This is a genomic window from Neisseria shayeganii 871 (assembly GCF_000226875.1).
Lineage (GTDB): Bacteria > Pseudomonadota > Gammaproteobacteria > Burkholderiales > Neisseriaceae > Eikenella > Eikenella shayeganii.
This window is the reverse complement of the sequence record NZ_JH164926.1, coordinates 53,740-72,960: the sequence shown is the minus strand read 5'-3', so window position 1 is coordinate 72,960 and position 19,221 is coordinate 53,740. Positions and strand designations below refer to the sequence as shown.

Annotated in this window: 22 protein-coding genes and 1 pseudogene; 9 read left to right on the top strand and 14 right to left on the bottom strand. The window is 60.2% G+C overall.

The window, feature by feature from the left end; genetic code table 11:
- Positions 1 to 115 precede the first annotated feature (115 nt).
- Positions 116 to 700 (top strand): LysE family translocator, encoded by a 585-nt coding sequence (locus HMPREF9371_RS00320; protein WP_009117773.1) that lies wholly within the window; start codon positions 116 to 118, stop codon positions 698 to 700.
- Here HMPREF9371_RS00320 and HMPREF9371_RS00315 read toward each other — a convergent pair.
- The 6 genes from HMPREF9371_RS00315 to mutM form a co-directional block, all read right to left on the bottom strand.
- The gene (locus HMPREF9371_RS00315; RefSeq protein WP_083813945.1) at positions 656 to 1,474 is read right to left on the bottom strand and encodes an AraC family transcriptional regulator; all 819 of its coding nucleotides are present in this window, start codon (positions 1,472 to 1,474) and stop codon (positions 656 to 658) included. The genes HMPREF9371_RS00320 and HMPREF9371_RS00315 overlap by 45 nt on opposite strands.
- On the bottom strand, positions 1,467 to 1,868 hold the full coding sequence (locus HMPREF9371_RS00310; protein WP_009117771.1) for a heme-binding protein: 402 nt from the start codon (positions 1,866 to 1,868) through the stop codon (positions 1,467 to 1,469). Before HMPREF9371_RS00310 ends, HMPREF9371_RS00315 begins: the two co-directional genes overlap by 8 nt.
- Before the next feature lie 414 nt (positions 1,869 to 2,282).
- Positions 2,283 to 2,945 carry a thiamine phosphate synthase gene (gene thiE / locus HMPREF9371_RS00305; RefSeq protein ID WP_009117769.1) on the bottom strand — a complete coding sequence of 221 codons (663 nt, stop codon included), beginning with the start codon at positions 2,943 to 2,945 and terminating at the stop codon, positions 2,283 to 2,285.
- A gap of 303 nt (positions 2,946 to 3,248) precedes the next feature.
- Positions 3,249 to 4,532 (bottom strand): glutamate-1-semialdehyde 2,1-aminomutase, encoded by a 1,284-nt coding sequence (gene hemL / locus HMPREF9371_RS00300; protein ID WP_009117768.1) that lies wholly within the window; start codon positions 4,530 to 4,532, stop codon positions 3,249 to 3,251.
- Positions 4,533 to 4,629: 97 nt separating this feature from the next.
- Positions 4,630 to 5,397, bottom strand: coding sequence for a 1-acyl-sn-glycerol-3-phosphate acyltransferase (locus HMPREF9371_RS00295; protein ID WP_009117767.1), 768 nt, complete (start codon positions 5,395 to 5,397; stop codon positions 4,630 to 4,632).
- Between the two features lie 26 nt (positions 5,398 to 5,423).
- Positions 5,424 to 6,245 (bottom strand): bifunctional DNA-formamidopyrimidine glycosylase/DNA-(apurinic or apyrimidinic site) lyase, encoded by an 822-nt coding sequence (gene mutM / locus HMPREF9371_RS00290; RefSeq protein ID WP_009117766.1) that lies wholly within the window; start codon positions 6,243 to 6,245, stop codon positions 5,424 to 5,426.
- Between the two features lie 164 nt (positions 6,246 to 6,409).
- On the opposite strand from mutM, the gene truB reads away from it, so the two are divergent.
- The 3 genes from truB (at position 6,410) to HMPREF9371_RS00275 (ending at position 8,572) form a co-directional block, all read left to right on the top strand.
- Positions 6,410 to 7,309 carry a tRNA pseudouridine(55) synthase TruB gene (gene truB, locus HMPREF9371_RS00285; RefSeq protein WP_009117765.1) on the top strand — a complete coding sequence of 300 codons (900 nt, stop codon included), beginning with the start codon at positions 6,410 to 6,412 and terminating at the stop codon, positions 7,307 to 7,309.
- A gap of 97 nt (positions 7,310 to 7,406) precedes the next feature.
- Positions 7,407 to 8,045, top strand: a complete 639-nt coding sequence (locus tag HMPREF9371_RS00280) for a YecA/YgfB family protein (RefSeq protein ID WP_009117764.1) — start codon at positions 7,407 to 7,409, stop codon at positions 8,043 to 8,045.
- The gene (locus tag HMPREF9371_RS00275; protein WP_009117763.1) at positions 8,042 to 8,572 is read left to right on the top strand and encodes a DUF2062 domain-containing protein; all 531 of its coding nucleotides are present in this window, start codon (positions 8,042 to 8,044) and stop codon (positions 8,570 to 8,572) included. The genes HMPREF9371_RS00280 and HMPREF9371_RS00275 overlap by 4 nt, the downstream gene beginning before the upstream one ends.
- A gap of 7 nt (positions 8,573 to 8,579) precedes the next feature.
- Here HMPREF9371_RS00275 and HMPREF9371_RS12870 read toward each other — a convergent pair.
- Positions 8,580 to 8,767: pseudogene (locus tag HMPREF9371_RS12870) on the bottom strand (ATP-dependent exonuclease).
- 147 nt (positions 8,768 to 8,914) lie between these two features.
- On the opposite strand from HMPREF9371_RS12870, the gene HMPREF9371_RS00270 reads away from it, so the two are divergent.
- On the top strand, positions 8,915 to 9,433 hold the full coding sequence (locus tag HMPREF9371_RS00270; protein ID WP_009117762.1) for a hypothetical protein: 519 nt from the start codon (positions 8,915 to 8,917) through the stop codon (positions 9,431 to 9,433).
- A 157-nt stretch (positions 9,434 to 9,590) separates the two neighbouring features.
- On the opposite strand, the gene HMPREF9371_RS00265 is transcribed toward HMPREF9371_RS00270, so the two are convergent.
- A complete protein-coding gene (locus tag HMPREF9371_RS00265) occupies positions 9,591 to 9,941 on the bottom strand; it encodes a RidA family protein (RefSeq protein ID WP_040659873.1) in 351 nt (116 codons plus the stop codon).
- A gap of 120 nt (positions 9,942 to 10,061) precedes the next feature.
- On the opposite strand from HMPREF9371_RS00265, the gene ybaK reads away from it, so the two are divergent.
- Positions 10,062 to 10,544: a Cys-tRNA(Pro) deacylase gene (gene ybaK, locus HMPREF9371_RS00260; RefSeq protein WP_009117761.1), complete on the top strand. Its 483-nt coding sequence runs from the start codon at positions 10,062 to 10,064 to the stop codon at positions 10,542 to 10,544.
- 103 nt (positions 10,545 to 10,647) lie between these two features.
- Positions 10,648 to 11,289 (top strand): hypothetical protein, encoded by a 642-nt coding sequence (locus tag HMPREF9371_RS00255; RefSeq protein WP_009117760.1) that lies wholly within the window; start codon positions 10,648 to 10,650, stop codon positions 11,287 to 11,289.
- Between the two features lie 110 nt (positions 11,290 to 11,399).
- On the opposite strand, the gene HMPREF9371_RS00250 is transcribed toward HMPREF9371_RS00255, so the two are convergent.
- On the bottom strand, positions 11,400 to 11,831 hold the full coding sequence (locus HMPREF9371_RS00250; RefSeq protein ID WP_009117759.1) for a bactofilin family protein: 432 nt from the start codon (positions 11,829 to 11,831) through the stop codon (positions 11,400 to 11,402).
- An 18-nt stretch (positions 11,832 to 11,849) separates the two neighbouring features.
- A complete protein-coding gene (locus HMPREF9371_RS00245) occupies positions 11,850 to 12,731 on the bottom strand; it encodes a M23 family metallopeptidase (protein ID WP_009117758.1) in 882 nt (293 codons plus the stop codon).
- Positions 12,732 to 12,946: 215 nt separating this feature from the next.
- Between HMPREF9371_RS00245 and smc the strand changes: the two genes are divergently transcribed.
- Positions 12,947 to 16,435, top strand: coding sequence for a chromosome segregation protein SMC (gene smc / locus HMPREF9371_RS00240; RefSeq protein WP_009117757.1), 3,489 nt, complete (start codon positions 12,947 to 12,949; stop codon positions 16,433 to 16,435).
- A 76-nt stretch (positions 16,436 to 16,511) separates the two neighbouring features.
- Here smc and HMPREF9371_RS11135 read toward each other — a convergent pair whose 3' ends face one another.
- On the bottom strand, positions 16,512 to 16,670 hold the full coding sequence (locus HMPREF9371_RS11135; protein WP_009117756.1) for a DUF1328 domain-containing protein: 159 nt from the start codon (positions 16,668 to 16,670) through the stop codon (positions 16,512 to 16,514).
- Between the two features lie 407 nt (positions 16,671 to 17,077).
- Between HMPREF9371_RS11135 and HMPREF9371_RS00230 the strand changes: the two genes are divergently transcribed.
- Entirely contained in the window at positions 17,078 to 17,275 is a 198-nt protein-coding gene (locus HMPREF9371_RS00230) for a CsbD family protein (protein ID WP_009117755.1), read from the top strand.
- A gap of 375 nt (positions 17,276 to 17,650) precedes the next feature.
- Here the strand turns inward: HMPREF9371_RS00230 and HMPREF9371_RS00225 are convergent, their stop codons facing one another.
- From HMPREF9371_RS00225 to HMPREF9371_RS00215, 3 genes are all read right to left on the bottom strand, one after another.
- The gene (locus HMPREF9371_RS00225; RefSeq protein WP_009117754.1) at positions 17,651 to 18,154 is read right to left on the bottom strand and encodes a TlpA family protein disulfide reductase; all 504 of its coding nucleotides are present in this window, start codon (positions 18,152 to 18,154) and stop codon (positions 17,651 to 17,653) included.
- Positions 18,151 to 18,570 carry an acyl-CoA thioesterase gene (locus HMPREF9371_RS00220; protein ID WP_009117753.1) on the bottom strand — a complete coding sequence of 140 codons (420 nt, stop codon included), beginning with the start codon at positions 18,568 to 18,570 and terminating at the stop codon, positions 18,151 to 18,153. The genes HMPREF9371_RS00225 and HMPREF9371_RS00220 overlap by 4 nt, the downstream gene beginning before the upstream one ends.
- Positions 18,571 to 18,666: 96 nt before the next feature.
- Positions 18,667 to 19,029, bottom strand: a complete 363-nt coding sequence (locus HMPREF9371_RS00215) for a hypothetical protein (protein ID WP_009117752.1) — start codon at positions 19,027 to 19,029, stop codon at positions 18,667 to 18,669.
- Positions 19,030 to 19,221 lie beyond the last annotated feature (192 nt).

Sequence of the window (19,221 nt, the reverse complement as noted above, 5' to 3'; positions counted from 1 at the left end):
TTAATTAAATCGAAACAGCTCTAAACCACCACACCGGTACGGCCGTTTTCTTCAATACGCCCGCCTGTTCTTGCGCCACCATCCGTATTCCGCACAATCAATACAGGAGACGGATATGCCCGCATGGACATGGTGGGCCTCGGTTTTGAGCTTCGCCCTCGCTTCTTCCATTTCGCCCGGACCGGTGAACCTGCTCACCCTGAGCAACACCTTATCGGGCTACCTGAACAGCAGCTTCCGCTTCATCACCGGCGCCACCGTCGGCTTTATGCTGCAACTACTGATACTCGGCACCGCCCTGCAGCCGCTGCTGCGCGCCTGGCCGTGGCTGGAGACCGCGCTGCACATCGGCGGCGTGCTGTTCTTGCTGTGGCTGGCCTGGCTGCTGTGGCGCGACAGCGGGCAATTAGACGATGCCCGCCGTCGGCCGGCCGATTGGCACACCGGTCTGGCGCTGCAATGGCTCAATCCCAAAGCCTATCTGGCCGCTGCGGCGGCAGTGGGGCTGTATGCCGGCGGCAGCCCGCAGCATCTGTATTGGCTGACGGCGGCCTACGGCGCGGTGTGTTGGCTTTCTTTGGCGGTTTGGATCGGTCTGGGCTGTCTGCTGCGCCGTCATGCGCAGTCGCCACGGCGGATGCGGGCCCTCAACCGTTTATTGAGTGTGCTCTTGCTGTTGAGCATCGGGCTGATGCTGTGAATAGCGCCCCGGCGTCACGGCCAGCGAGCGTTTGAAGCGGCGCTGGAAATGCGCCTGGTCGGCAAAGCCGAAATCTTGAGCCGCCTGCGCCAGCGGCGCGCCCCGCGCAATGGCTGCTTGGGCTTGGGCAATGCGGCGGCTGAGCAGCCATTGGTGCGGACTCATGCCGCTTGCTTCAAGACGCCGTGACAACTGGCGCCGGCTCAAGCCCGCCGCTTGCGCCCAAGCATCGGCATCTTGAATCGCCGGATTCGATGCCTCCAAGATGTCAATTAGACCGCGCCAAGGCGCACACTGCGGCATTGCCTGAGCCGCCTCACGCTTCAGCGCCGCAGCCAGTGCCTGCCAGCATACTTCGGCACGGCCGTCGGCCTGCCTGACCGAACGCAACAGGGCCAGCATCGCCGCAACCAAGCGGCGGCTGCGCCAAGGAGCGCCGTCGGCCAAAGCCGGAACGCCGCTGCCGACAGCCTGCCGGAAAACCTCGGGCGGGATATAGCACATCATATAATGCCAAGGCTGCCCGCCGTAGGGATTGCAGGCATGCGGGGTATCCGGCGGCATCAGCATCACGCTGCCCGTGCGGGCGGCATAATGGTGTCTGCCGCAACGGTACACCGTGCGGCCGTGCAACACCAAACCCAGCGACCAAGTAGCGTGGGTGTGCAGGCCGTAAGCGATACCGCCGCCCGAACCGCAGCGGATTTCCCAACCCGGCAGCTCAGGCGGACGATAAAACCGGTGGCGCTCGCCCACGGTCAAACGCTTAGGCAACGGCGGCCACGCCGGCTTTGGCGATTTGTGCGTCCTGCTCTTTGGCCACGCCGGATACGCCTACCGCACCGACGGTATGGCCGTCCACCACCACCGGCACGCCGCCTTCCATGCAGCCCGAGAGCGGCGCAGTCAGAAACGCATAGCGGCCGCCGTTGACCATGTCTTCAAACACTTTGGTTTCTTTGCGGCTGATGGCGGCACTGCGGGCTTTTTCCAAAGACACCAGGCTGCCCATCGGCGCGCAGCCGTCCAAACGGGTCATGCCCAGCAGAAAGCCGCCGTCGTCCACCACGCTGATGGCCACATTCCAACCGTTTTTCTTCGCCTCGGCGGTGGCGGCGGCCAAAATGGCCTGCACTTCCTGTTCGCCCAAAATCGCTTTGCTTTGCATGGTTTTTCCTTTCGTTTTGTTCAACTGATCCAATCAACAGGGCAGTCGCCCCTTAGAACCTGTTCATAGTCTTCTTGCGCAGCGGTTTTTCGAGGAAAAAACCGCAGATGCAAGGCGAAAATGCGCGCAAGATTGAACATCTTGCAAGTATTTTTGTTATCCCTAATTTAGGGGCAACGTGGCAGATGCGGAATTTTGACCGGGTAGCAAAGCGGACTTGCGAAGCTAAAATACCGCCGCAACGGAGACCATGAACAGGTTCTTATGTTTTCAGGTAGCCTGCCGACACAGCATCCGGCTACCTGAAACCGTCTTGCTTATTTTCCCTCCGGCATAGCCCGCTCAGATAACGGCTCCTGCTAAGCAATGTCCGAACCGCCCGGCTGAAGCGGGCTACCTGAAACGGTGACCGCCCTACTCCGGCCACAAGGCCTGAAACGCCTTCACCACTGCGGCCGGATCGGCCGCTTCGGTCACCGCGCGCACCACCGCCAGCGACGACACGCCGGTAGCCAGCACGTCGGCCGCATTGTGCAAATCGATGCCGCCGATGGCCACCGTGGGCGTGTTGCCCGCCTGGGCCACATAGCGGCGCAGATTGTCCAAGCCCTGCGGGGCGGTGGGCATGGTTTTGGTGGTGGTGGGGAAAATCGCACCGCAGGCCACATAGCTGGGCTGCACCGCCAAAGCGCGGGCCAACTCGGCATCGGAATGGGTGCTGATGCCCAGGCGGATGCCGGCTTCGCACAAAGCGTGCAAATCGGCGGCATCCAAATCTTCCTGCCCCAGATGCACGCCGTAAGCGCCCTCTTCCAGCGCCAGCCGCCAATAATCGTTGATAAACAGTTGGCTGCCACTGCCGGCTGCGGCGGCCACCGCGCGGCGGACCTCCTGACGCAAAGCGTCGCCGCTTAGGGTTTTGTTGCGCAGCTGTACGGTGTCGGCGCCGGCCGCCACCATCCGCGCCACCCAATCGGCATCGGGCACCACGGCATAAAATTTCAGCGGACGGACTGGAGGCGGAAAGCCGGGCGTGACCGGGCGACTGTCTGCATCGGGGAGCGGGGCGGGCGTCATCGGCATTCTCCATCGGACGGGACAAAAACAGGCGGATTATACGGAAGCGGGCCGGAAAAAGGAAAGGCTGAGACCTTTGCAAAACCCTCAGATGTGGATGCAGTTCAAGACGTAACAGCGCAGCGAGTGTGAACGCCGGGAATCCCCGTGGGACAGACATATCAGACGATAAGCAAGCGAGCGAGCAGTATCCGTGGGCATAAACGCACAACGCAGGAATGCACCGCAGATGGGGTTTTGCAAAGGTATCAGGCTACCTGAACGCCTGCCGGGCGGTTCAGGTAGCCTGTCGGACAATGCGGTTTAAGCGGCCATATCGGCAAACACCGCCTGCGCCGCGGCCACGGTTTCGTCAATCAGCTCGGGCGTGTGGGCGGCCGACATAAAGCAGGCCTCGAAAGCGGACGGGCCGAAGGCCACCTGCCGCGCCAGCATGCCGTGGAAGAAACGCTTGAAGGCATCGGTGTCGGTGCGCGCCATGTCGTTGTAGTTATTGGGCAGGAAGTCGGCGAAATAGAGGCCGAACATGCCGCCTTCGCAGTCGGTTTGAAAAGGCACGCTGGCCGCATCGGCGGCGGCTTGGAAGCCTGCCGTCAGGCGGCGGGTATTCTCGGCGAGTTGTTCGTAAAAACCGTCGCGGCGGATGATTTCCAGCGTTTTCAACCCGGCCGCCACCGCCACCGGATTGCCCGACAGCGTGCCGGCCTGATACACGCCGCCCAAGGGCGAGATGCAGGCCATGATGTCTTTGCGGCCGCCAAACGCCGCCAGCGGCATGCCGCCGCCAATGACCTTGCCCATGGTGGTGAGGTCGGGCGTGATGCCGTGCAGCGATTGGGCGCCGCCCAAGGCCACGCGGAAACCGGTCATCACTTCGTCGTAAATCAGCACGCTGCCGTGCTCGGTGGTTAAGCGGCGCAGTTCGCGCACAAATTCGGGCGTGGCGCGCACCAGATTCATATTGCCGGCAATCGGCTCCAAAATCACGCAGGCGATGCTGTCGCCCAGCTCGGCAAAGGTTTGCTGCAGGGCGGCCACGTCGTTATAAGGTAGCACCAAGGTGTGGCGGGTAAAATCGGCGGGCACGCCGGCGGAACTGGGGTTGCCGAAAGTGAGCAGGCCGCTGCCGGCCTTCACCAGCAGGCTGTCGGAATGGCCGTGGTAGCAGCCTTCGAATTTGATGATGGCGTCACGGCCGGTAAAGCCGCGCGCCAAGCGGATGGCCGACATGGTGGCTTCGGTGCCGGAACTCACCAGCCGCACCTGCTCCACGCTGGGCAGCAGCTCGGCAATGGTTTCGGCGATGACGATTTCGCCTTCGGTGGGCGCGCCGAACGACAAGCCGCCCAGCGCCGCTTCGCGCACCGCGTCGATTACTTCGGGATGGGCATGGCCGACAATGGCCGGCCCCCACGAACCGACATAATCGATATAACGGGTATCGGCTTCGTCCCACACATACGCCCCTTCGGCTTTGCGGATAAAGCGCGGCACGCCGCCCACGCTGCCGAAGGCGCGGACGGGAGAATTGACGCCGCCGGGAATTACGGCTTTGGCGCGTTCGAAAAGCTGCTCGTTGCGGTTCATAACAACCTCGCGGTGGTGGATATTCAAATGTTCTATGGGAAATTGTAAACCCGAACAGGCTACCTGAAAGAGTGACGGCCCGTTTGTTTGATGACGGTCAATGCTGTGCCACGGTATCGCGGATAAAGCTTTCCGCCCGGTCTTTCAGCAGGAAACGGCCGTTTTCCGCCATCCGGTCTTCGTCGTCCAGCAGCAGCGGCTCGGAAAAATCGGCGCGGACGGTGATGGCCGGCACCGACACGATGCGCCACAGCGATACCAACAAATTCATGTCGCCCACATAAGCGGGCTTGGTGCTGCGGTTGCCCAGCTGGTCGTAATAACGCAGGCTCAGCGCCATCACCGGCGTGCCGCTTTCCGCCGCCGGCTGGAACAGTGCGGCCTTAAACGGCAGGGTGCTCAGGCCGTGGCTGGTTTTGGCTTCGGGGAAAAAAGACACGGTGCGCCCTTCGGCCAGCGCCCGGCGGATGGCTTCGTTGATCGGACGCACATCGTTGCGGCTGTCGCGGTTGATGAACACCGTGCCGGCCCGCGCCGCCACCGAGCCGATCAGCGGCCAAGAGCGGATTTGGCGCTTGCCGATGAAAACGGTGGGATACAGCGCCATCATGGCGAATACGTCCAGCCAAGACACATGGTTGGCCACCCCCAGAAACACCGGCGGCAGCGACAACTGCGACGGCCCGTCCACTTCGATGCGCAGAATCACCAACAGGCGGCGGGCGGTGTGCTGCAATATGGCCCGGCTTCTTTCGCTGTAGTCGGCGGGCAAAAAAAACAGGCGCAGCGATGCGGCAAAAAACCACAGCAACACACGAAAAATGCGCCAAAAGCGCACGGGCAGGGAAGTGGAATAGTCGTTCATCAATCAGGGGAAGATAAAGACAAAAGTCAATGCTGGCAAACCGGGCAATAGAAACTGCTGCGCTGGCCCAAAACCGCTTTGGCCACCGGCGTGCCGCACACACGGCAGGCTTCGCCCGCCCGGCCGTACACTTGGTATTGCTGTTGGAAATAGCCGCTTTCGCCGTCGCTGTTCACAAAGTCGCGCAGCGTGCTGCCGCCGGCGGCCAAGGCCCGGCGCAGCACGGCGCGCACCTCTTCGCACAGGCGGCGGCAATCGGCTTGGCTGAGGCTGCAGGCCGCCCGGAAGGGCGAAATGCCGGCGGCAAACAAAGCCTCGTTGGCATAAATATTGCCCACGCCCACCACCACGGCATTGTCCATCAAGGCGGTTTTAATCGGGCTTTTGCGGCGCTCGAGCGCGGCTTTCAGGTAGCCTGCGTCAAACGCTTCCTCCAACGGCTCGGGGCCCAGATTCTGCAACAGCGGATGATGCTCAGCCGCGCCGGCAAACCATAAAATCGCGCCGAAGCGGCGCGGGTCGCGGAAACGCAGCACGGTGCCGTCTTCTGCGGTGAAATCGGCATGGTCGTGCTTGCCCGGCGGCGGCGCGTGCTCGGGCGCGTAAATGCGCAAACTGCCCGACATGCCCAAATGCACCAACATCACGCCGTGCGCAAACTCAAACAGCAGGTATTTGGCGCGGCGGCGGATGCGCAGAATGCGGCTGCCCGCCAACTGCCGCGCCAAATCGTCCGGCACCGGCCAGCGCAGCTTGGGCTGGCGCACCGCCACCGCACGCAGGGTTTTGCCTTCGATGTGCGGCGCAATGCCGCAACGGGTGGTTTCAACTTCTGGCAATTCGGGCATGATACCGCCGGCAGACGAAAAACGCGCAGTTTAGTCGGACGGCCGAAATAAATCAACGCGCCAAAGGCGGCTGCCCGGCCCGCCGCAACCGGCGCCGATATTTCCCCGCCCCGACGGGGGAAATGTAATAGAATCGCCCCCTTTTCCCACAACGGTTTCTGCCCATGTCTTCCGCCAAACGTCCGCTCAACGGCGTGTTGCTGCTCGACAAACCGCAAGGCGTGTCCAGCAACACCGCCCTGCAACAGGCCCGCCGCCTCTACCGCGCCGCCAAAGCCGGCCACACCGGCGTGCTCGACCCGTTGGCCACCGGCCTGTTGCCCGTCTGCTTCGGCGAGGCCACCAAGTTCGCCCAATACCTGCTCGACGCCGACAAAGCCTATACCGCCACCCTCAAACTGGGCGAAGCCACCACCACGGGCGACGCCGAAGGCGACATCGTCGCTCACACCGAGCGGGCCGTTTCCCTGCCCGAATTCCAAGCCGCCTGCGCCCACTTTACCGGCCCCATCCGCCAGGTGCCGCCGATGTTTTCCGCCCTCAAACACGAAGGCCGCCCGCTCTACGAATACGCCCGCCGCGGCATCGAAATCGAGCGCCCCGCCCGCCACGTTACCCTCTACGCCATCGACATCCGAGAATTCGACCCGCCGCGCGCCGTCATCGACGTGCGCTGCAGCAAAGGCACCTACATCCGCACCCTGGCCGAAGACCTGGCCAAACACCTGGGCAGCTTCGCCCACCTCACCGCCCTGCGCCGCACCGCCACCGCCGGCTTCAACATCGCCGACAGCCACACCCTGCCGCAACTGGCCGAACTCGACGATGCCGCCCGCGACACCCTGCTGCTGCCCTGCGACGTCTTGGTGCAACACCTGCCCGCCGTAGCGCTGGACGACACCGCCGCCCAAAGACTGTGCCACGGCCAAACCCCGCCCGCCGCCGAGGGCACGCCCGAACACACGCCCCTGCGCGCCTACGCCCCCGGCGGCCGCTTTATCGGCCTGATTCAGGCGCAATCAGGCTACCTGAAAGCCCTACGCCTGCTCAACACTGCGGCCTGAACACAATATTACACGGCCGCCGCGTGATTTTCCGCCAGCCGCCACCATTTGGGCAGACAATCCCCCTTTCCTTACTACCGCCATAACAGGTACCGCCATGTCCCTCTTCACCCCGCAACAAGCCGAACGCCTGAGCGCCCTGCTCGACAAACACGGCAACCACGGCGAAGCCATGCCGATAGACGAAGCTCAAGGCTTCCTGCTCGCCTGCATCAGCGGCCCCGATCCAAGCGGCTCCGCTTTCTGGCTGCCCCAAATCTTGGGCGACGACGACTTCACCACCCAAGAGCGCGAAGAAATCGCCGCCCTCTTGGATGCCTGCGCCACCCAGATGCGCCGCGACATGCAGCAAAACAAATCGCCGCGGCTGACGCTCTTTACCGACGAAAACGGCCAGCCCGACTGGAGTCCCGTCTGCGCCGCCTACCTCTACGCCCTCGACTGCCTGCCCACCGACTGGTTCGCCACCCTCAACGACGAAAACTTCGAAGACCTGCTCTTTCCCGTGATGGCCTTCAGCGACGTTTACGAAGAAGGCGAAGTGGTGCTGAGCGAACAAGACCTGGCCGAGCTGCGCCAAGAGCTGCCCGACGTTTTCACCGCCGCCTACCGCTATTGGCAGGCCGTCATCAACAAACCGCAACCCGCCCGCCGCGCCCACAAAACCGGCCGCAACGACCCCTGCCCCTGCAACAGCGGCAAAAAATACAAAGCCTGCTGCGGTAAACACGCATGAAACTGCCTTTCGGCTGGAAGCTGCCCAAGCGCGAAGAAATCTTCGCCTCGCGCTGGGCCAAACCCTTCGCCCCGCTGTTCGACCACCCCTGCTTCTGGACGCTCAACCGCCGCCGCGCCGCCCTCTCCGTGGCCATCGGCCTGTTCGGCGGCCTGATGCCCGGCCCCACCCAAATGGCCACCGCCTTCGTCATCGCCTGGCTGCTGCGCACCCACCTGCCCCTGGCCATGGTCACCACCCTCTACTCCAACCCCTTTACCTACCTGCCCCTCTACTACGCCGGCTACCAGATCGGCAGCCTGCTGCTCACCGGCCAGCCCGCCGCCGGCCTGCCGCCGCTGCCCGATTGGGAACAGGCCGGCTATTGGCACAAAATCGGCAAATGGCTGGCCGAATACGGCAAACCCCTGCTGGTGGGCGTGCCCGTGCTCGGCCTCAGCCTGGCCGCCATCGGCTACACCGCCGTGCGCCTGCTGTGGCGCTACCGCACCGTCCGCCGCTGGCAGCGCAGGAAACAGGCTACCTGAAACCTTTTCAGGTAGCCTGAGACCTTTGCAAAACCCTCAGATGTGGATGCAGTTCAAGGCGTAGCAGCGCAGCGAACGTGAACGCTAGGAATCCCTGTGGGACAGACATATCATGCGGATAGGCAAGTGAGCGAGCAGTACCCATAGGGCATAAACGCGCAACGCAGAAATGCGCCGCAGATGGGGTTTTTGCAAAGGTCTCAGCCTGTAAGCAACAGAAAAACACGCCCTTAACACCTACTGAAACCCTGAAACAATTAAAGACCGAGCAGCAACCCCCACACCGCCCACGCTCTTTTTACCCCGCCCATCAAGCTACCTGAAACCATTGACCACCGCGCCATGCCCGCCTGTTCCCGCCCGCTGACCGCTGCCGAAACCGCCACCGCCCGCCTGATTTACGGCGACGGCCTTGACTACGCCCGCATCCGCCTGCATTTCGGCAGCTGGTGGCTGCCCGACCGACACACCGCCATGGCCCCCGCCGGGCACATCCACTTTCCCGCCCGTTGCCGCTGCCCCGACTTTACGGCCCAAACACCCGCCCTGCGCGGCTGGCTGATACACGAACTGGCCCACGTCTGGCAATACCAAAACGGCTTTCCCGTCTGGCTCGGCGGCCTCAAAATCGCCCTGAGCGGCGGCTACCTGAAACGCCGCGCCTACCTTCTGCCGCCCTTGGCCGGCGTGCCCGATTTCGGCAGCCTGAATATGGAACAGCAGGCCGAAGTCTTGAGCGGCTTCTACCTCGCCTTCCACTGCCGCGACCCGCAGCACCTCAGCCAACTGCCCCATTACCAACGCCTGCTGCGCCCCTTTTTCGCCCACCCTTTCGACTGCTCCCTGCTGCCCAAACTCTGATTGGCCAAGCGGAACTCCGCCATCCGCATAGCACACACAGACAGAGACTAAAGCCTCCAAGAACCCCATCTCGCAAAAATAAAAAAGGCTACCTGAACACTCCGCCACACGGCAGCGGCTTTCAGGTAGCCTTTCGGCATTGTTCAAACAACGCGGCTTACTTCTGCACCGCCGTCAGCTTGATTTCCACCTTCCAATCCGGATTCGCCAATTTGGCCTGCACACAAGCGCGGGCCGGCGTTTTGCCGGGCGTCACCCAGGCATCCCACGCCCGGTTCATGCCGTCGTAGTCGGCCAAATCGGGCAGGTAGATCACCGCCTCGCAGATATGGGCTTTGTCGGAACCGCAGTCGGCCAAAATCTGGTCGATCTGCGCCAAGACGTTTTCCGTCTGCGCCGTCACATCCGCTTCGGGATTGGTCGGCACCTGGCCGGCCAGAAACACAAAACCGTTGGCCACCACGGCGTCCGACAAACGCGGCGTCGGCTGATAATGCTGCACAGTCATGGCTTTTCTCCTTCTTAAATCAACATCAATCGGCCGCGCATCGTAGCGGATTTGCCCCCGCCTGAAAAGCCGCGCCGCTATAATGCCGCTTTTGCGCCTAGCCAAAGGCTGAGACCGCCCATGTCGAAAAACAGCAAATACCCCGTTACCCCCGCCATCCGCTTTTTGCGCAAACACGGCATCGGATTCACACCCCATCTTTACGACTACCAAGAACACGGCGGCACCGCACATTCGGCCGCCGCACTCGGCGTAGCCGAACACCAGGTCATCAAAACCATCGTGCTGCAAGACGAAAACGGCCGCGGCCTGTTTGCCCTGATGCACGGCGACCGCCAGATTTCCACCCGCAACCTGGCCCGCCAAACCGGTGCCAAACACATCGAGCCCGCCACACCCCAGCAGGCCAACAAATGGACGGGCTATCTGGTGGGCGGCACCAGCCCCTTCGGCAGCAAAACCGCCCTGCCCGTGTATGTGGAACACAGCATTTGGGCGCTCGACACCATTTACATCAACGGCGGCAAACGCGGCTTTCTGGTGGCCATTCCCGCCGCCGCCCTGCACAGCCTGCAGCCGCAAACCGTGGAAGTGGCCGTTTAAACCGCGGCATACTGCTTTTTGATAAACGCTCTATTTTTCTTTACAATACCGCCCGCGGCAGCATCACGCGGCCGCTCAACCGAGAAAAGAAAAGGACAACAAGATGAAAATGAATCAAAAACTGTGGTTGCTGTGCATCTCTGCCGCTTTGGGCCTGGCTGCCTGCGGCGGCCAAAACGATGCCCAAACTCCTGCACAAAGCACATCCGGCAACGAAGCAGCAGCACCAAGCGAAGCGTCCGCCCAAGCCCCGGCCGTCAATCTGCTACGGGACGCCCAAGCCCTGCAGGCTGCGGAGGACGCACTCAAGGCCCTGCCCCAATTCGGCGGCAAACCGCTGAATGTGTTCCAAAATGTTCATTTCTACGGCGGCAGTTATGATTCGAAAATCAAAATCAACATCCAAGACCCGAACAATCCGGAAAACATCGACCACTACATCTATAAAAACGGCCAGTGGAGCGAACCGCAGCCGGTAAAACTTTCCGGCGACGGCGATATGTCGGCAAACGTCACCCCCTTGGATCAAATCAAGTTCGCCACCGTGGCCGAGATCGCCAAAGTGTGGCATGAAAAAGCCGTAGAGGTGCAGGCCAAAGAAACCGAGGCCGACCACATTTACTTCTCTCTGACCGTACACCTCCAAAAACGCTCTTGGGAAACCAGCAACATCGAAACCGACCGCGCCGAATACAGCCTGGATTTCGACCAAAACGGCAAATTGCTTGACTTCTCTAAACGCTAATCCGCCGCGCCAAACCGGCAAAAAGGCTACCTGAAAACCAGCCACGCGCGTTTCTGCGTCGCTGGTTTTCAGGTAGCCTTATTTTGTCAGCAGAGACTGTGAGCAGGTTCTCAGGCAGAAACCGGATCGGCTCCTCTTTCCGCGTCCGATTTATTTTCCAGCGGCAGCGGCGCGCCCGGGGCGGCCTGCTCCATGCGGATGTCGCCGGCATACACCGCGCCTTCTTCCACCAGCAGCGTTTGGGTGCGGATGTTGCCCGCCACATGGGCGGTGGCTTTCAGCTGCAGTTTGTTTACCTCCACCAAGCCTTCCACCCGGCCGAATACCATCAGCTCGCCGCAGCGGATGTCGCCGCATACCGCGCCGCTCTCGCCGATGATCACCATGCCGCCGGCCTGCACATTGCCCGCTACCGCACCGTCAATCTTCACCGACTGCTGGCTGAGCACATCGCCCTGAATCCGGCATTGGGCGCCGATAATGGTGTCGATGGCGTCCACCGCCGCCGGCAGCTCTTTTTTTCCTTTGCTGTGAAACATCATATTCTCCGAATCATGTCTTTAACGCGCGGCCAGGCTCAAAAAACCGGCCGGATCAAGCGGCTCGTCGTTCAGACGCACTTCGTAATGCAGGTGCGGGCCGGTGGAGCGGCCGGTAGAGCCGAGTTTGCCCACCAAATCGCCGGCTTCTATTTGCTGGCCCACGCGCACGTCAATCGCCGAAAGATGGCCGTACACCGTGCTGTAGCCGTGGCCGTGGCGCAGGCGCACCACTTGGCCGTAGCCGTTCATGGTGCCGGCAAACTCCACCTTGCCGTTAGCCGTGGCGATAATCGGATCGCCGATGCTGCCGCGGAAATCGAGACCGTTGTGAAATTCGCTGCCGCGGCCGCTGAACGGATTGGGCCGCGGGCCGAAGCCCGAAGAAATCGAGCCGGCGGCCGGGCGGCCCAGCGGCACGGTTTCAGCCGCTTGCAACAGCCGGTCCAACGCTTGTTTGAATTCGGGCGTATCGGCCGAGGGCAGCACGATTTCCGGGCCGCCGGCCTGGGCCGTACCTTTACCCGGCTGGGCAACCGGAATGTCGGGCAACTCCACTTTCACGCCGCGTTGCTGCAGATACTGCTGCAGATACTGCACCGCCTGTTCGGATTGGGCCAACTGGGCGAGTCTGGCGGTGATTTCTTCGGAACGCGCCTGCTTCAAGTCCTCGATTTGGCGGCTCAGGCGCACGTTTTCCCGCTCGTGTACGGCGAGGCGGTCATAACTTTGATAATGCTGCCAGCCCAAGGCCAACAGCCCGGTAAACAAGATGCCGGAAACAAACGACAAGCCCACCAAAGCGGGCTTGATGGCCTTCAAACGGCCGGCACTCATCACAAAAGTTTCGGTGCGCTGCGCGTCCAGCACCATCACCGTCACGGTTTTTTTCTGCTTACTCATTCGCTTCGTGATTGGATTCAAAAGCTTGCGATTTTAGTATAAAACCTCCCCGGCTGACAAAACAAAACGCCCCCACGCGGCGGAAACTGGAAAGATTGCAACACCCCCATCCCGCATTCCGCCAAGCCGCACAGGCTACCTGAAAACCGCCGGCCGATGTCCGCCTGCCCCGATTCGGGTAAAATACACCCCTTTTTCCGCCCCGCCCGTTCCCCATGCGCCTCACCCACATCAAACTCGCCGGCTTCAAATCGTTTACCGACCCGACCACCATCCACGTGCCGGGCCAGCTGGTGGCCGTAATCGGCCCCAACGGTTGCGGCAAATCCAATGTAATCGACGCCGTGCGCTGGGTATTGGGCGAAGCCTCGGCCAAACAGCTGCGCGGCGAAAGCATGCAAGACGTCATCTTCAACGGCGCCGCCACCCGCCGCCCCGCACCCCGCGCTTCGGTGGAACTGGTGTTCAGCAATGCCGACCACAGCCTGCAAGGCCCGTGGGGCCAGTATGCCGAAGTCAGCATCAAACGCCAGCTCACGCGCCAAGGGGAATCCAGCTACTACATCAACAACCAAGTGGTGCGCCGCCGCGACATCACCGACCTCTTCCTCGGCACCGGCGTGGGCGCGCGCGGTTACGCCGTCATCGAACAAGGCATGATTTCGCGCATCATCGAAGCGCGGCCGGAAGAGTTGCGCGCCTACATCGAAGAAGCCGCCGGCGTCTCCAAATATAAAGAACGCCGCCGCGAAACCGAAAACCGCCTCAAAGACACCCGCGAACACCTGCAGAGGCTGGCCGACTTGCAAAGTGAACTCGGCCGCCAAGTGGAAAAGCTGGAAAAGCAGGCCGCCCAAGCCGAACGCTACCAAACCCTCAGCGCCCAACTCGCCCAACAGCAAGACCTGCTCGACTACGTGCAGTGGCAGGAAGCCTTGACCCAAGCCGATGCCGCCACCGAGCAGCAACAGGCCGCCCAAGCCGAACAAGACGCGCTGGCCGCCGAAAGCGAAGCCGCAGCCGACACCGTGCGCCAACTGCGCGAAGCCGAACAGGAACAACAACAGTACGTCCACCAGCTCAACAAACAGCACGCCGTGTTGCGCGAACAAACCGCCCGTTTGGAAGAACAGCTGCGCGCCCGCCAAAACCTGCTTCAGCGCAGCGAACGCGAACGCCTGGCCGCCCAAGCCGCCCTGCAAAAAATCGACCAAGAACAGCAAACCCTGCATCACGAGCTGGCCGCCCTCGCCGGCGAAATCGAAGACACCCAAGCCGAACTTGAAGAATGGGCGCTTCAGGTAGCCGAACACGAAAACGGCCTGCCCGAGCGGGAAACCGCCCAACACGATTTAGACAGCGCCTTCCAAAGCCAGCAAGACGAAAGCAACCGCCTCAAACGCGAATTGGCGCTCAAACAGCAGCAACTCGCCCACGCCGCCCATAGCCGGCGCCAGCATCAAGACCGCCGAGACCGCCTGCTGCAGGAAAACCAAGCCCTCAATCTGCCGCCCGAGGCCGACACCGAAACCGCCCGCGAGCAGGCCGAATACTGGCAAAACCTTTACGAAGCCGGCGAAGCCGCCCTGCAAGACGCCGAAGCCGCCTTGGAAGCCGGCCGGCAACAGTTTCAGGTAGCCGCCGAGCACCACCAAAACCTGCACCAGCAACACCTCACCGCCCAAGCCCAACAACAGGCGCTGGCCCAACTGCTGCACAGCAGCCAAAGCGACGGCGACTTCTGGGCCGCCACCGACACCGATGCCGGCGGCGAGCTCTGGCAGCACCTCTCCGCGCCTGACGACTGGCAGCACGCCCTCTCCGTTATTCTGGCCGAACGTCTGCACGCCCGTGCCGTACCGGCCGGCTTCCGTCCGCCTCAGCCCCTGCCCGAAGGCCGCGCCGCCTGGTTTACCGCCGGCGGCCAAGCGGCCAAAAAAACCCTGCCGGCCCAAGCCTTCATCCACCAAATCCGTGCCGAACCCGCTTTTCAGGTAGCCTTACAACACTGGCTCGACGGCGTGCTGTGCGCCCCCAACCTCGATTACGCACTGGAACGCCAACAAGAACTGCCGCTCGGCCACCTCTGGCTCACCCCCGAAGGCCACCGCATCGACCGCATCGGCGTCGTCCTCTACGACCGCCACAGCAGCCAAAACCTGATCCGCCAAAAAGCCCGCCACGACCAACTGAGCGCCGAACTCGACGCCCTCGCCCCCCGCCTGGCCGCCGCCGCCGCCGAACGCAGCCGCCTGCAGGCCGCCCTGCAACAGCAGGAACAGCAATACAAACACCAGCAAAACCAGCAGCGCCACCACGCCGCCCAACTGCAAACCGCACAAGCCCAAGCCAACGAACTCTTGGCCCGCACCAACCAGGGCCAGCTGCGCCGCCAGCACATCGAGCAGGAATTGGCCCTGCTGGAAGAAGAGCAGTTGGTGCTCGAACACGGCAGCGACGGCCTGCACGACGACATTGCCGCGCTGGAGGCCGCCCTTGCCGACCTCGCCGGCCAACAGCAAAACCTCGGCGCCCAACGCCAGCAAGGCCAATACGCGCTCAAACAAGCCCAGTTGGCCCTGCTCGAGGCCAACCGCCAATACGGCTTGGTGGAAGTCGCCCTGCACAAACAGCAGCAGCGCCGCCAAACCCTGCAACACCAAATCAGCGCACTCGAACAGCAAGCCCTAGACTGGCAGGAGCGGCAAACCGAGTTGGCGCTGGCCTTTGAAACCGAACAAAACGACAACGGCCAGCAGGAACAGCTCGACATCCTCGGCGAACAAAGCCTCAACCTGCAAGAACAAATCCATGCCGCCCAAGAACGGCTGCAACACACCCAAGAGCAGGGCCGCGCAAGCTACCTGAAACAGCAGGAAATCGCCCAAGCGCTGCCCCGCCTGCAAAACGCCACCCAAAACGCCCTCCTGCGCCAACAGGAAGCCCTGCTCAACGCCAAACGCTTCCACGAAAACCTGGTGGGCCGCCAAGCCAATTTCGATGCCCTCGCCGCTTTGGCCGAAGCCTCGGGCAGCCTGAGCGAACTCAACCAAGACATCGGCCGACTGGCGCAAAAAATCCAAGCGCTGGGCGCCGTCAATCTAGCGGCCTTGGAAGAGCTGGCCGAAGCCCGCGAACGCGACGGCTACTACCGCAGTCAAAGCGAAGACGTGCAAGCCGCCATCGCCCTGCTCGAAGAAGCCATCGCCCAAATCGACGACGAAACCAAGGCCCGCTTTAAAGACACCTTCGACGCCGTCAACGAAAAAGTACAAACCTTCTTCCCCACCCTGTTTGGCGGCGGCGAAGCCACCCTGCACATGGTGGGCGACGACCTGCTGTCGGCCGGCGTCTCCATCATGGCCCGCCCGCCCGGCAAGAAAAACAGCACCATCCACCTGCTCTCCGGCGGCGAAAAAGCCCTCACCGCCATGAGCCTGGTATTCGCCCTGTTCAGCCTCAACCCCGCCCCCTTCTGCCTCTTGGACGAAGTGGACGCTCCGCTGGACGACGCCAATACCGCACGCTTCTGCAATCTGGTCAAAGAAATGTCGGCGCACACCCAATTCCTCTACATCTCCCACAACCGCCTGACCATGGAAATGGCCGAACAGTTAATCGGCGTCACCATGCAGGAAAAAGGCGTTTCCCGCATCGTGGCCGTCGACATCAAACAAGCCCTGCAAATGGCGGAAACCGCCTGATTCAACAGCCGGCAAAACAAAAGGCTACCTGAAAACTTTCAGGTAGCCTTTTAGGCCTTAAAGCCGACTCAATGATTTAGCGCTTGCGGCCGAAAATAAAAGACAAAACCGCCAAAATCAAAAAGCCGATAAACAGAATTTTGGCAATACCGGCCGCGCTGCCGGCAATACCGCCAAAACCCAATACGGCAGCAATAATGGCAATCACAAAAAAGATAACTGAATAACGCAACATGATTTTCGCTCCTTATGCGATGTAATGCGGTGTATAAAATTTAGAATGTTTGATGCATACCAGAGTTAAAACCAACAATTAAACTCTTAATGAATTCATCCCGTATGCAGCGCATACTAACATGATTCCCTTATTTTTCATCCAACTTAAGCTGAATATAACCCAATATTCCTACATTTAAAAAAATTCACAAAATGGCATGAAAAAGCTTTTTTGTTGCCTTCCGTAAAAATAAAATCCCAACCTGCTCATATTAAGGAAATTATTTGCTTGCATTTGTAAATACAACAGAATAAAGCTTTAAATATCCGCCTTTATCGCCAACTAAGGGACATGAAATCGCCAGCGGTGTTTTCATGTGATTTATTTAGCAGTACCAATAACCATCAATCAAGAAAGGATTCACCATGAATTGGGATCAAATCGAAGGAAAATGGGAACAATTAAAAGGCAAGGCCAAAGAACAATGGGGCAAGCTGACCGATGATGACTGGACAGTCGTAGAAGGTAAACGCGACCAATTGGCCGGCCGAATTCAAGAACGCTACGGCTACACCAAAGAGCAAGCCGAAAAAGAACTGGATGATTGGTTCAGCAAAAACTAATCGGCAACCGCCTTTTCTATATATGAATATGAGATTTGGCATCTAATAAAAACCGTGTCAGCCATGACACGGTTTTTATTTGTCGTGATCATCAGAAAGCTGAGCAAAACCGCCGCATACCAATGCGCTGCCAACAACTGGCTTTAGCGAACAGATGAATTTCTGTTTTCAGGTAGCCTGAAACCTTTGCCAATTCCCCATCTGCGGCGCATTTCCGCGTTGTACGTTGATGCCCCCGGGATACGGCTCGCCCGCTTAGCCTTATATCTGATGTGTCTGCCCCGCAAGAATTCCTGACCTTGACACGCACTAAGCCTAGAACAGCATCCACAGCTAGGCTTTGGCAAAGCTTTCAGCCCGTTAGCCGTATTGTCTTTACTCGGCCAGCAATCCATCCACCTGCCGGTACAGACTCGGAAAGTCCGGTTCGCCGACAAAGGTTTTTACGATGTGGCCGTTTTTGTCTACCAGAAACGAAGTCGGCGCGGCCACAATATTGTAGGCTTGGCCGGCACGGCCTTCGGCGTCGTAAAGCACGGTAAAGGGCACTTGGTGGGTTTGCACATATTGCTTGACCACCGGCAGCGGATCGCTCCTTACCTGCATAGAAATGCCGATGATTTGAAAATCCGGCGAACGGCTTTGGTAATCGTGCGACATTTGAATCAACTTGGGCATTTCACTGACGCAGCCCGGGCAGGAAGGAAACCAGAAATTCACCAGGCTGACTTTGCCTTTCAGCTGTGCCTGGGTAACGGTTTGGCCGCTCAGGTTTTGCAAAGCAAAATCCGGTGCCGGCTTGCCTTTGGGGGCAAACAGAATAAAGGCCGCAGCGGCGGCCAAAGCGGCCAACAGAATGAAAGGAAGCCATTTTTTCATGCGGTTTCTTTCGCAACAATCAGAGATTCCAAGCGTTCGCGCAATTGGGGCGGGAATTCGATGGCCTTATTGGTTTCGGTGTCCACCGCCACGAATACCACTTCCGCCTCGGCCACCACGTTTTGGCTGCTGCTCTTGCGCACGGTTTGGCGGATGACGGCGTTGCGCTGGTTGACGGCGGCAAAAGCGGTTTCAATGTCCAATACGTCATTCAATAGGGCGGCGCGGCGGTAATGGATGTTGATGTTGACCACCGCCATGGCATAGCCGTTTTCAAAGAACAACGGTGTCAGGCCGCGATCCTCGAAATAAGACCAGCGGGCCTCTTCGAGAAATTCGAGATAGCGGGCATTGTTGACGTGTTGAAACACATCGAGATGGTAGCCGCGCACTTTGACAGAGAGATGATGGGGCATGGGATTCCTTGATTTAATCGGTTTCAGGTAGCCTGAGATTCAAATGCTGCCGCTGCAGATGGGCAGGCGGCAGCAGAGGGAAGAGCGGCTGTTCGCTTATTGAACTTGCAGCGGAACGAACGCTTCGCGCTCCAGCGCTTGGCTGGAAAGGTCGGTCACGATGGAGGAAAGCTGGATATCGAACCATTCGGTAAAAATATCGGGGTGCAAATCCGGCCACAGGCTTTCGTCTTCACACCAGTCGGCCAACTCGGCCGCAAAAATGGTTTCCAACTGCGGCTCGATTTCGGCCCACACTTCCTCGAAATCGTCGCAGGGGTCCACCAGATAGGCATTGGCATCGGCCTGCAAATCTTCCAAGGTAAAATCAGCCAAATCGATGCCGGGAATGCTGGTCAGCCAATTCCAAAACGGAACTTGGGGCACCAGCAGGAAGACACTGCGGTTGATTTCGTACATAGAAGGTTCTCCTCAACAAAATGTGGGCCAAGGGGCGGATGCAGCCGTACAGACTGAGACCTTCGCCAAACCCCCATCTGCGGCGCATTTCTGCGTTGTGCGTTTATGCCCTATGGGTACTGCTCGCTCGCTTGCCTATCGTGTGATATGTCTGTCCCACAGGGATTCCTGACGTTCACACTCGCTGCGCTG